Annotated in this window: 12 protein-coding genes; 8 read left to right on the top strand and 4 right to left on the bottom strand. The window is 34.9% G+C overall.

What is annotated here, in order from left to right:
- The first annotated feature begins 77 nt into the window (after nt 1–77).
- The 3 genes from ACN5L8_RS09150 (at nt 78) to ACN5L8_RS09140 (ending at nt 3,766) form a co-directional block, all read left to right on the top strand.
- Nucleotides 78–1,658, top strand: coding sequence for an FAD-dependent oxidoreductase (locus ACN5L8_RS09150; protein ID WP_419172865.1), 1,581 nt, complete (start codon nt 78–80; stop codon nt 1,656–1,658).
- Nucleotides 1,659–1,771: 113 nt separating this feature from the next.
- On the top strand, nt 1,772–2,356 hold the full coding sequence (locus ACN5L8_RS09145; RefSeq protein WP_419172864.1) for a hypothetical protein: 585 nt from the start codon (nt 1,772–1,774) through the stop codon (nt 2,354–2,356).
- Between the two features lie 3 nt (nt 2,357–2,359).
- A complete protein-coding gene (locus ACN5L8_RS09140) occupies nt 2,360–3,766 on the top strand; it encodes a methyl-accepting chemotaxis protein (RefSeq protein WP_419172863.1) in 1,407 nt (468 codons plus the stop codon).
- 46 nt (nt 3,767–3,812) lie between these two features.
- Here the strand turns inward: ACN5L8_RS09140 and ACN5L8_RS09135 are convergent, their stop codons facing one another.
- On the bottom strand, nt 3,813–5,357 hold the full coding sequence (locus ACN5L8_RS09135; protein ID WP_419172862.1) for a GNAT family N-acetyltransferase: 1,545 nt from the start codon (nt 5,355–5,357) through the stop codon (nt 3,813–3,815).
- Nucleotides 5,358–5,493: 136 nt separating this feature from the next.
- On the opposite strand from ACN5L8_RS09135, the gene ACN5L8_RS09130 reads away from it, so the two are divergent.
- On the top strand, nt 5,494–6,096 hold the full coding sequence (locus tag ACN5L8_RS09130) for a radical SAM protein (protein ID WP_114705757.1): 603 nt from the start codon (nt 5,494–5,496) through the stop codon (nt 6,094–6,096).
- 65 nt (nt 6,097–6,161) lie between these two features.
- Here the strand turns inward: ACN5L8_RS09130 and ACN5L8_RS09125 are convergent, their stop codons facing one another.
- Nucleotides 6,162–7,904 (bottom strand): tail fiber domain-containing protein, encoded by a 1,743-nt coding sequence (locus ACN5L8_RS09125; RefSeq protein WP_120405515.1) that lies wholly within the window; start codon nt 7,902–7,904, stop codon nt 6,162–6,164.
- Nucleotides 7,905–8,021: 117 nt separating this feature from the next.
- Between ACN5L8_RS09125 and ACN5L8_RS09120 the strand changes: the two genes are divergently transcribed.
- Genes ACN5L8_RS09120 through ACN5L8_RS09105 form a run of 4 tightly spaced genes read left to right on the top strand, consistent with a single transcriptional unit; the run spans nt 8,022 to nt 11,131 of the window.
- Nucleotides 8,022–8,972 (top strand): NAD-dependent epimerase/dehydratase family protein, encoded by a 951-nt coding sequence (locus ACN5L8_RS09120; protein WP_419172861.1) that lies wholly within the window; start codon nt 8,022–8,024, stop codon nt 8,970–8,972.
- On the top strand, nt 8,965–9,546 hold the full coding sequence (locus ACN5L8_RS09115) for a polysaccharide deacetylase family protein (protein ID WP_120405517.1): 582 nt from the start codon (nt 8,965–8,967) through the stop codon (nt 9,544–9,546). The genes ACN5L8_RS09120 and ACN5L8_RS09115 overlap by 8 nt, the downstream gene beginning before the upstream one ends.
- Entirely contained in the window at nt 9,543–10,454 is a 912-nt protein-coding gene (locus ACN5L8_RS09110; protein ID WP_419172860.1) for a radical SAM protein, read from the top strand. Before ACN5L8_RS09115 ends, ACN5L8_RS09110 begins: the two co-directional genes overlap by 4 nt.
- Entirely contained in the window at nt 10,451–11,131 is a 681-nt protein-coding gene (locus tag ACN5L8_RS09105) for a PIG-L deacetylase family protein (protein WP_419172859.1), read from the top strand. Before ACN5L8_RS09110 ends, ACN5L8_RS09105 begins: the two co-directional genes overlap by 4 nt.
- On the opposite strand, the gene ACN5L8_RS09100 is transcribed toward ACN5L8_RS09105, so the two are convergent.
- Nucleotides 11,109–12,176 (bottom strand): DegT/DnrJ/EryC1/StrS family aminotransferase, encoded by a 1,068-nt coding sequence (locus ACN5L8_RS09100; RefSeq protein ID WP_120405520.1) that lies wholly within the window; start codon nt 12,174–12,176, stop codon nt 11,109–11,111. The two genes, ACN5L8_RS09105 and ACN5L8_RS09100, sit on opposite strands and share 23 nt — an antisense overlap.
- Nucleotides 12,173–12,850, bottom strand: a complete 678-nt coding sequence (locus tag ACN5L8_RS09095) for a hypothetical protein (RefSeq protein ID WP_120405521.1) — start codon at nt 12,848–12,850, stop codon at nt 12,173–12,175. The genes ACN5L8_RS09100 and ACN5L8_RS09095 overlap by 4 nt, the downstream gene beginning before the upstream one ends.
- Between the last annotated feature and the right edge of the window lies 1 nt (nt 12,851).

Below are 12,851 nucleotides of genomic sequence, written 5' to 3'. Positions count from 1 at the left end.
TTTTACAAGAACGTAATTTTAGTCATTTAAAAGCATGCTAGAATAATCTTTATTGTAATAAACTTAGGTACTTAAATATGATTAAAGACTCATATGATTACATAATTATTGGCTCGGGTTTTGGTGGCTCTGTCTCTGCACTTAGGCTTGCAGAAAAAGGCTATAGCGTTCTCGTTATTGAAAAGGGAAAGGATTATGGTGATACTTCAAAATTTCCTAAGACAAATTGGAATCTACCTAAATGGATGTGGCTACCTCAGTTGAAGTTTTTTGGAATTCAGCAACTTACTTTCTTTAGACATGTATCGGTCTTAAGTGGTGTTGGTGTTGGAGGTGGATCTCTTGTTTATGCAAATACACTTCCTAAACCGAAGTCCCAATTCTTTGAGCATGGACCTTGGAAGAATTTAAATAATTGGGAAGAAGAGTTGTCCCCTTATTATGATCTTGCATGGAAGATGCTTGGAGCAGAGAAAACAAAACATCATGGTGATGCTGACTTTACATTAAAACAACTAGCAAAAGAAATTGGAAGAGAAGATCACTTTGATGCAACAAAGGTATCTGTCTATTTTGGCGAGAAAGGAAAGGAAGGTATTGAAGTTGATGATCCTTACTTTGATGGTAAAGGACCAACTCGCTCCGGATGTATAGCCTGTGGTGCTTGTATGACTGGTTGTCGATACAATGCCAAGAATACTTTAGATAAGAATTATCTCTATCTTGCACGTAAGCTTGGGGTAGATATTCTTGCTGAGAATAAAGTTATTGATGTCACACCTTTAGATGGTGAATCGGGCCGTACTGGTTATTCTATAACGGTTAAGGAATCAACAAAGTACTTTGGTAAAACAAGGACTTTTAAAAGTAAGGGAGTTATATTCAGTGCTGGTGTTCTTGGGACAATTAACTTACTACTTGATTTGAAAAAGAAGTCTCTTCCTAAATTATCTCCTGCACTTGGAGATACCATTAGAACAAATAATGAAGCACTTATCTTAAATACAACTTATAAGCGAAATATCGATATGACTAAAGGAGTTGCTATTGGTTCGATAATAGATATCGACGAGCACTCTCACCTTGAACCGACACGCTATGGAAAAGGTTCTGGCTTCTGGCGTGTCTTAATGGTTCCAATGATCTCTGAGCCAAACTTCATTTTAAGAATGTTAAAGCTCATTATCGAGCCTCTAAAGAATCCTATTAAGTGGCTTCGCATCTTAACAGTAAAAGACTTTGCAAAGCAGACTAATATTCACCTTTTTATGCAGCACTTAGATAGTACTTTAAAATTTCGAAAAGGATTTTTTGGATTAAAAACACTTCTTTCAGAAGGAGAAGCTCCTACCGCCTTTATTAAGACTGCACATGAAATGGCCAAGAAGTATTGTAAGATCATTGATGGAAAACCAATGGTGATGTTTACTGAAACATTAACAGGTATTCCTTCAACCGCTCATATTTTAGGTGGAGCCTGTATGGGAGAAAGCGAAAAGGAAGGAGTCATTGATAAGGACAATAAAGTTTTCAATTATGAGAATATGTATGTCTTTGATGGCTCAATGATCTCTGCAAATCCAGGAGTGAATCCATCATTATCAATTACGGCCATAACTGAATATGGCATGAGTAAAATTGCTGAAAAAGATAAATAATAATTGATGAAAAAAGATAAGCCAAGTATCTAAAAATACAGATAAAATCTAAAAACTAAATATAAGGCACTGAATTAATTAAGTTTATAAACAAATACTCCGAAAAAGTAAGCATGAAGAAATTCCACGTATTTCTCATTGCTTCTTGGGTAATTGCAGTATCGGCTGTGATCACAATACTGCATTCGTGGCATTATGCAGACCTTGGCCCAGAAAAAAATAAGCAAGTTGAATTCAAGAATCTCTTACCAAAAATTAAAGAAGGTCATGGTGTAGCACACTTTATTACGCCGGCCTGTAGTTGCTCTCAGCAAGTTTATAAACACTTATTAAGTAGAAAGCCGTTAGAAAATGAATTAGCAATTATTATCGATGATAATGAGCTCGAGTTTGAAAAGAACTTAAAGGCCAAGGGTTATAAGGTTCAATTAATTGAAACTAAGAAACTTGATGATGAAAAAGCAGATATGATCAAGGGGGTTCCCCTTCTCGTTATTTACGATAATAACTTAGAAACACAATATGTTGGTGGTTACTCAGATAAATCCATTACACCATTTACAAAAATTAATATTCAAAGCTTTTTAAATAATATTGATAAAAAACGAAAAATAGCATCGATGCCAGTTATAGGATGTGCAGTTAGCAAGAAGTATCAAAAGCTACTCGATCCACTGGGATTGAAGTATCAGGAGTAGAAAGTGAGTGTTTACGAATCAAATTTAAATAAAGTTTTAAAGTATACAAATATCGCTATCTTTGCACATATTCCAATTTTTATGGTTATGGCCTGGTTCTTTGATACACAATACAGTATTGCGATACTTGGCCCAATTCTATTAGGTGTTGGACAATTAGGTGTGCAATACCTATTAAAGAATACAAAAGTAGCTGCGATCTTAATGGGCTTCACTTATATTGCACTATCTGGTGTTATGATCCATCTTGGTAAAGGTATGATTGAATGGCACTTTCATATATTTGTTGCCATTGGTATTTTAAGTGTTTTAGCAACTCCATTAACAATCGTTGCTGCAGCATTAACAGCAGCAGTACACCATGTTGCTTTTTACTTTCTTCTACCTAGTAGTATTTTTAACTATGAAGCAAGTTTAGGGATTGTGGCAATTCATGCGGCATTTGTAGTTGTTGAAGCAATTGCATGTACATTTCTAGCTTATCGCTTCAATAATGTACTTGAACTTCAAGAACAAATTAATAATGAGATTAGACCTCTTGTAAGTAGTATTGATAGCGCTTCAAAAGTTTCAAGTCAGTCTTGTCATCAACTACTTGGTAACTCGCAAAATAACTCTTCGGCCATTACTCAAATTTCAGCAACAGCAACACAAATTTCACAAATGGTTGAGAGTACAAAAAATCAGATTGAACGAGTCATCTCGATAATGAATGAATCAAAAACATCAATGGGTGAAAGTTCACAAGCAATTGGTGAAGGTGAACGATTTATTAATTCATTAACATCTCTAGTGGAAAATATGAAAGATCTGCAAGAGACCTCTTCAACACAACTTAATTCAGTTGTTGAATCTGTAAATACAATTAGTGAGAAAACGACATTAATTAATGATATCGTTTTTCAAACAAAGCTCTTATCATTTAACGCTTCAGTAGAGGCGGCCAGAGCTGGAGAGCACGGGAAAGGATTTTCTGTCGTAGCTGAAGAAATTGGAAAACTCGCTTCAACTTCAGGAGCAGCAGCTGTTGAAATCAATGATATTGTAAACACAAGTAAAGAGCAGTTAAATAACTCTGTAGAGTCAGTTGCACAAAAGCTTACAAGCTTTCAACAAGAAATTACTGATTCATTTGAATTTTGGCAGGATATAAATAAGAAACTTACTTCATCATTTTATGAAGTTGAGAAAAACTCAACAGAGCAAGAAGTATCTTTGAAAGAAATCTCATCTGCTGCTGACCAGCAAGATATTGGTATTAAGGAGCTTTCAGAAGCACTACATAATATCAACGAATCAAGTAGTGAATCACTGGTTCAAATTAAAACTGTAGCTGACATTACAGACAAGCTTGAAGGTGAATCAAAGAAGTTGAATCATATTCAAAGTAAAATCATGAAGGTTGCATAATCTCTATCATTAAAAATCTAATATATCGCCATGGTAAATGATTAAATCATTTACCATGCCATGTAACTGAATAGAGATCGTGTCTTCGATCTTTTAAATTCTTAACAGCACCATTTTGACGGGCCTCAAGTAATGTATCAATACGTAAGTCTGCGATAGCAACCATTTCTACGTTTGGTGTTGTATCAGCAGCGATCCCATCACGAGCGAAAGGAAAATCACAAGGTGTTAGAATACAACTTTGGGCATATTGAATATCAACGTTGTTAACACGTGGAAGGTTTCCAACATTTCCGGCCATTGCAACATAAATTTGATTTTCAATAGCACGTGCCTGACAACAGAATTTCACTCGACAATAGGCTTGGCGATTATCTGTTAAGAATGGAACAAAGAGAATATTAATCCCTTGGTTAGCAAGATGCCTTGTTAGCTCTGGGAATTCGCTATCATAACAAATTAGAACTCCGATAGGGCCACAATCAGTGTCAATTACTTTTACTTCATCTCCCCCTTCAATATTCCACCAATATTGCTCATCAGGAGTTGGATGTATTTTTGCTTGCTCATGAATTTGTCCATCGCGAAGGCAGATATAACTTATATTATGAACTCTATCCCCTACTTTAGTTGGGTGAGATCCTGCAATAATATTCACATTATACTTAACGGCCAGACGTTGGAATAAAGATTTCACGTCTTCTGTGTATGCAGTCATATGCTCAATAGCAACGTCTGCAGTTACTTCTTCGTTCTTAATTGAAAGAAGCTGCATTGTGAAAAGCTCTGGAAATAAAACAAAGTCTGCACGATAATCAGCAGTAACATCAACATAATATTCAACAAGGTCTTCAAATTCTTTAAAGCTTTTAATACCACGTTGCTGATATTGGACACTAACAATTCTTACAGAGTTTTGTTTAATCGGACGATCTGCCTTACTGTCCCGTGCTTCATACTCTGAATTTCTCCAAATTAAATGTACTCCATAACCCATGGACTCTTTATCATCTGGTAGATAATTCTCTAATACACCAAGAACCTCAAATCCGTTACGTAATTGAAAGCCAAGGGTCGTATCTCGTATCTTCTTATCTTTAACTTGATTGATGTAGTCTTCAACGCTTTCGACTTGTTTAATTTTCTTTTTAAGATTTGGGATACGTCCGGCAAATACAATTCCTTTTAAGCGCTCGTACTTAACCAGTCTCTTTCTTGCATTATATAAGCGCTGTCCTATTCGTTGACCTCTAATATCTGGATCAACACAAGTTTCATATCCATAAAGAATATCTCCTTCTTCATCGTGAGTTGATCCATAGCCTCGGCCAGTTATACTTGCCCAAGTATGCTTTGCAGTGGCCTTCTTTTCTGAAATGAGAATACTTGCACTATAGCCCACAATCTTTCCATTGAGGGTAGCGACAAAATTACCTTCAGGATAATTAGTAATCTGTCCTCTAATCATCCCTTTTGTATATGAGTCTTGAAATCCAGTATAAGATCGCTCAACTAGATCAAAAATTCCGTCAATATCACTAAGTTGAGATAGTCTTACCTCAAGCTTTACTTGTTTTGCCTTTTTGGCCATAAAATCATCCTTGATTCATTCTTTATGCTTACTATTTTAGCAGTAAATTCACTGTGGACAAGACGAAGTTAACTGACCGAAATCTTAAGAAGAAATAAAGCTTTTTTACGATTCTGTACCGTGTTACAATAATTCTATGGCCGAAGCTCGTGATGAATTCACTATAATTACTACCTTTAACTGCAACTGGGATTGCTCGTATTGCATCATAGACACTCATGAGCGCAATAAGAAGAATCCAATCAGCAAGGAGATGCTCCTTGAGAAGATTTATAATGTAACAGAAGGTGCTACAGTTAGCCTCAGTGGAGGTGAGCCAGGTTTAATTGATCCAAAAACGATGGAAAAGGTCTTTGAACATCTTGTGAAGCTTAATTGTACAATTGATGTTTTCACAAATGGGCTCTTCATTAAAAGATATGGTGATAAATACTTACAATATATTGATGAAGTTCTTTATCATTGTGTGGAAACCCTAGACCAGGAAATAGAATTTCCCGATATGGACGAAGAACAAGTAACTTATGTCATCATCGTTACAAATGATAATCACCATATGGTTGATGACTTCTTAGATAAATACCCTCATATTTCATTCAAATTGGCCTGTAATATGAAACACGGTCAAACTCTTAATCGCGGGGATGCTTTTAAGCTCTTCATGAGAAATAAGAAGCGAATTAGTGAAGACAGCTTTGAAACACTCTTTCGTTATCACTGCGATTGCAATCTCGTTTAAACATTAAAGCTAAATAAAAAAAGGGAGTCCATGACTCCCTTTTATATTATCTATTTGTCTTAATTTTATTCTAAAGGCGCTAAAGGTAGTGCGCATACATCTTCATATTTATATGCATCTTCACCTTCACACAGGGCCTTCATAAGAAGGTTAACTCTAAACTTAAGCTCTTGGTTCTCTGCTCTAAGCTCTTTAATTGCAGCAGTATTTATAGCAGGCATTTTTGTGTATTGAACATTTAACATACCTGTCTCTTCATCTCTTTCCACAACTTCTGGAAAAACCTTCTCTATGTCTTGTGCAATATAACCAATATCTCTTCTCTCGTTGCTTCGCCAAACAAATTCAACACCTCTTATATGATCAAGTTTAGATAATACATCATCGATTTCCACAATCTCTTTCTTCAAACGTTCATCAGATGTGAAGTTTAAGTAAGAATTATCATAGAGAGTCATTACTCGAGTTGTTACTGGAGCACCTGGATCACCAAGATAAATATTTCCATAAACGCGTAAATGAGATGTCTGACCTGACTGCCCAACATAGACGTTAGCTGTACCATAAGGATTTAGAAATAAGTTTGCTGCTCCCCCTACACCATTAAATGCTTGAACAGCGTTTTCATCTGCACCAAGAAAGGCTGTTCCAGTTCCTCTTCGAACTTTAAGCGAAGGTCTACCAACACCTGTTGATGTAATATTTTGAGAACCTGGTCCACCAACTTCAACATTACTGTATGGCCCTAGCTTTAATGTTAAACCACTAAGATTAGACGAAGGTTGAATTGTGTCATCAGTAAATCCCATGAAATTTGTACCTCGATAAATTCTCATCGGTACATTAGATGTATTATGAGCTCCAAATGGATTAGTATTACGACCACCGATATGAATAGGTCCGTATGGATTTATATTCAACAATGGATTTACCATTGCTTGAGGATCAGTTCCAGCTCCTGTTGTCGCTTGTATTGTATCATCATCAATTACAATAGCACTATTTCCACCATTATGAATTCTAAGTGGGACGTTAGCACTATTATTTAAAGAAATCTGGCTAGCATCATTACTACCAACTTGAGCAGAGTAATCAAGAGCAACTCCAACTGTACCTGCAACACGAGACTTGAGCTCCACTTGTGTACAATCTCCGTTTGCATCAATTTCACCACCTAGAGCATCACATACAGCATCTGAAAATTGATTTTGTGAACCATAACAAGATACAACAGCACCTGTAGCGGCATTAACAACGAAGCTAACAGGAAAGTCACGAGCAATATCCGTCGCTCCAACTGAGCTCTTCTTTACATTAGCAAGGTTAGCTCCAACACGACCTTTTTGAAAACGCACTCTAATACTTGCATCAACCTTTGTTACATTTACTCCATTTTGCATATAAACTGGACCAGGACCTGTAATTGTTGTCGCTGTCATCTCTTCAATATGTACAATACCGTCTGTTCCACCGAGTTCCTGATCAAGTTGATAGACAACATCAAAATCTGCTGGATTTGGCCCATCAGAGCGATTAATTTGATTAAAGCTAAAGCTACTTCCACTGGCCGTTCCACCAAAAGACTCACCTGAAAATGTTTTTTCACATGAATCCTGGTCAGCAAGAATTCCTGACATTCTTTGAATTTCTTGTTGTATGTTAAAAACTTGTGAAGCTCTTTTAGAAGTACGATTAATATTTCCAATCATGTTAACTAGAGCAACTGAAAGAACACCAATGAGCCCCGCGGCAACCATTACTTCCACGAGGGTAAAACCAAACTCATTATTTCGTTTTTTGTAATTCATTTGAGACACCTTTAAATATGCATTATATTATAATTATAAGTGTATTTAAATTTTAATGCATTATTATTAACTAAATAATTTTACCAATAGTTTAATATTGTGCAAGTGGCTGAAAATATGGATAAAAAAAAGATCATTATAACGGGAGGACTTGGCTTTCTAGGTAGCGCAATTGCCAAGAATTTCTTTCACAAATACGATGTCGTCATCATTGATAAAATTGAACAAACTGACAGTAAGGTAAACAGGTTAACAGAGTATTTTGATCATTTTTTCTACAGGAAAATGGACCTTGCCGAGATGAGTACTTCTGACATCGAGTGGCTAGAAGACGAATTAACCAGTACACACCTCTTCTTTCATTTTGCTGCTGCAGTGGGAGTTAAAAGCATAGATAAAGATCCAAAAGCATCAATCATTAAGGAGTACCAAGTAAATATGGCACTTCTTCCTATGCTAGCAAAGAACAAGACAAGAACTATCTTTGCCTCGACCTCAGAAGTTTATGGAAATAAAGAAGACTGTAAAGAAGATCAAGAATTATCGATTGGGACACCTGATATTTTAAGATGGGGTTATGCTTGCAATAAGCTTATGACTGAGTTTCTCATTAGAAGTTATGATGTTCCTCACACTATTATCAGATTGTTTAATGTTACAGGAAAAAACCAATCAGCAAGTCAAGGAATGGTTCTTCCTAAGATGATACAAGACGCCAAAGAAAAAAATAGAATCTATGTTTATAACCAAGGTAAACAGACTCGTGCATTTTGTCATGTTGATGATTTTGTAAACTCTATTGACTCAATTGTTCATAGTGACTTATTTCATAATCAAATCGTTAATATTGGTAATGATGAGAATAAAATATCTATTTTAGAACTAGCATATAAAGTAAAAGAACTTATCTCACCAAATGCAGAAATTGAGTTGAAAGATTATCATGAAGAATACTCTAATGAGTCTGAAGATATATTTAAAAGATCTCCGGATACAACTAAGCTTAAACAGGTTTACACACCTAGTATTGGAATTGATGAGATCATTTTGAGCTTTAAAGATGAATAAGAATTCGAATAAACCAATTATTATGATTCATGAAGTCTCCGACTGGATGCTAGAGATTGATTTGTCAAAATACATTATTACTTTTGACGATGGATTGTACTCACAATACAAAAATCTTGATCACTTTTTAAGCTTTGACACCGAAAAGTATTTCTTTATTTCCACAAATATCGTTAGTCCAAAGAATGAGAGACAGGAGAAAGAAGTTATTCCATGTCATATCGCACATCAGAATTTTTTTAACAATGGAGACACCTCTGCTTACATGAATTGGGAACAAATTCGTACGATCGACAAAAGTGCTAATTGCTTCATTGGCGGTCACTCCCATAGTCATCGTGACCTAAGAGGTGACATAAAATTAAAAGAACTACACGACCACTTAACCCAAGACACAGAATTAATGCTTAAAAGGTTTAAAGTAGAAGGAATAAAGATTAATAGTTTTTGTTTTCCTTATAATTATGAAGCCCCATTATATAAAGAAATATTGAAGCAGAACGACATCAATCATTTCTTTGGCAATGAAAGAATAGCGATCGAAGACATAAGAAGGGAGCATCAGAAGTCGTGAGATACAATAATGAAGAGATCATATCAATTGGAGGTAATGCCTTTCTCAATATAAATTGGGAGATGGTATCACACTGCCAATTTGACTGTTCTTATTGTTATTATAAACCTTTTCAAAGCGATACAAATTACACCACTCTTGGCAAGATTGTCCTAACAAAACTTAAGCAAATCAAAGATGATTTTATTATAAACCTAATTGGAGGAGAGCCATCACTTCATCCAGACTTCATTCAAATTATTAATGAGCTTATAGGAATAGAAAACCTTAAAGAAATTAGAATTGTCACAAACTTTGTAAAGCCATTTGAGTTTTGGAATAAGATTAAAAAGTCATCAAAAGTAAAAATAACAGCAAGTTATCATCCAGAGTACCCAAATAAAGACTTCACTAAAAAACTGTCTCAACTTACTTCAATTTATCGAACTGACACTGCTTTTCTAATAACAAACGAAAAATCACATCTCAAACGATCAAAAGAAGTTTTCCAAGACCTTTATGAACTTTCAAAGTCGTCAAAACATACAATCAATCCAATTCGCCTACATAGTAAAGAAGGTAGTAACACTAGTTACCAAGAATACGAAAAAGATATTGAGGCCTTCATCACCTCTTGTGAATCAGAAGTCGAAAAACTAGATAATCAAGAAACAGCAACTATTACAACAACAGCAAAAACATTAGATATTTCAAAGCCAAAATTCATGGCCAACAACTTTCATGCCCTCAAAGGATGGAAGTGTGATGTTAATGCTTTTATTATTCAATATGATGGAATGGTCTCCTATGCTTGCAAGGGTATAAAGAAACATATCCTTACTTGTAACTTTAAAACGTCAGCAATTATTTGCCCTTTTAAATATTGTGAATGTGATGACTACTGGGATTTCAAAAAGGTAAAAGCATGAAAAACAACATCCTTATTATCGTTGCTCATGCTGATGACGAAGTACTGGGCTGTGGCGGAACTATCGCAAAACACAAAAGAGCAAGTGATCATGTCGACTTAATTATTTTAACTAATAGTGCTGCTTCACAAGAAGGAAAGTCTATTGAGAATCGTTTAAGAGAACTAGAGTTATCTTGTAAAATTTTAAAAATAGATACATTCAAAATGCTTAATTTTGAAGACAACCAGTTAGATAAATACCCACTACTTGAAATAATTAAAGAGACACAAAAGATCCTTGGTAAAACGACTTACAATCTAGTTTATACTCACTCTATCAATGATTTAAATATAGACCACAGAATAACAAATCAGGTAACATTAACTCTTTTTAGACCGTTACCTAACACTAAAACACCTAATATTCTCACCTTTGATATTCCTTCAAGTGTCGAATACCAATCTCCAAACCAGTTAAAGATTGAAAAAAACTATTATTCACTCTTATCCAAAGAAGATTTAGACTTGAAACTAAAGGCCCTCGAAGCCTATAAAAGTGAGTCTAACGACTTTCCTCATCCTCGCTCGAGTGAGTATCTAGAAATACAAGCAAAGCATGAAGGATCGAGGTGTGGAAATGAACTTGCGGAGTCATTCTATATAGAGAGAATGATTAGCACGAATAAAAACGATTAATTAGAACTGACACATATATAATTTCATCATCTTTCAAACTTTCATAAAATGGTAAGCTCAATGTTGTATCACAATATGATCGAGCACCTTTATACGAATTGCCATCGGCCCAGTAACGATGGAGATGTAAAGGTTTAAAATGAATTGAAGTCTGAACACCATGATCAGATAAAAACTTTCGTAAATCATCTCTCCTTTTAACATTAATTGTAAATAGAGAAGGTACGACCTTATCTTCTAGCTCTCTTACTTGTATATATTCTTCATCTAGCTGGTCTAGATATTGCTCATATATCTGTCGTCTTTTCTCTCTCTTATATTCAAAAACTTTTACCTGGTCATTCAGAATAACGGCAACAATATCTGTCATATTTGATTTACGGCCTAGATACTCAATATCATATGAACCAGATTTATCTTTTGCGATTCCATGTAGGCGATATTTTTTTGCTTTATCAACATAAGAAGAATCATTAAAAATTGCCGCACCACCATCCGGTGTTGAAAATATTTTATTAGGGTAGAAGCTAAAAAAAGTAGCATCGACATTGGAATCGAAACACGAAGGATAACTAAGTTGTGCAAAATCTTCGATAATTTTAAAATTATATTTCTTCTTTAATTCTATAAGTGACTTTCTATCATAAAGAAAACCAGCAATAGAAACAGGTATCACCGCGTCTACTTCTAACTCAGATAAAATTTGTGAGAGATGATTAATGTCTATCATTCCTGTCACTGCATCAACATCACAAAAAATCACGTTATGGCCAAGTCTTTTTGGTACTTCAGCGGTTGTGGTAAATGTGTTTACAGGTACAACTATTTTTGCACCTTTTTTAGCGAAGAGAACATCAAGAATGATCTCTAGTGCAGAAGTTCCACTATTTGTGCAAACACAATTAGGAAGGTCTAATGTTCTTATTAATAAATCTTCAACTGCTACGACTTTAGGACCGCCAGTCCAATTTCCCGAAAGAAGAACCTCTCTGACTTGATCTCCTAATTGGTCTCCGATATATGGCCGAAAAAATGGTATTTTCATTTATATAAGTAAATCTCCTGGGCCTCACTAATTGGATACTCCCTGGCCAATATATTTTTCACATTAAACAAGGGGTTTCTACTTTTCTCTAAATAATACAAGTTATTTAAATTATAATCGCAAATATAAACAAAGACCGGTCTACGCTTTTGAATTTCAACATACTTTAAATCAACTATCTTGATATCACCGCTATATACATTTTTATAAATCTTTGAATAGAGCTGATTATAAAAAGGAAAGAGAACCTTCCTATCATTACCCCATAATTCTTTTGTAAGTGAGACAATTCGCTTTCCATCACTTTCTTTCAAATCATCCATTTTAAACCAGCCATCTTCTTCGGAGTAATACTCGAAAACTAAGAAGTGTTCTGATTCTTCTAACAAAGTTGGCAAGATCGTTTGTTTATTCATAACCTTTCGGTATTTCTTTAGCAATTCATCGAAAGTAAAGTCTAGCTTACGATCAATATCTGGCGATTCAGTAACAAGATATTTCAATGCGGGTTTATAAAGGTATTTTTTATTTCCAACACGAATATAGTAGAAAATCTTACTCTTTCCAAAACCTGAACCTAAAGGGACATCGATACCAAAGTCTTCAAATATTTTATCCTTGGCCTCATAGAGAAATTGTATTTTCTTATCTCTTAAGATCTTTTCAACATCCATA

This window comes from Halobacteriovorax sp., from assembly GCF_048381875.1.
GTDB lineage: Bacteria > Bdellovibrionota > Bacteriovoracia > Bacteriovoracales > Bacteriovoracaceae > Halobacteriovorax_A > Halobacteriovorax_A vibrionivorans.
This window is presented reverse-complemented; position numbering and strand designations above follow the sequence as displayed.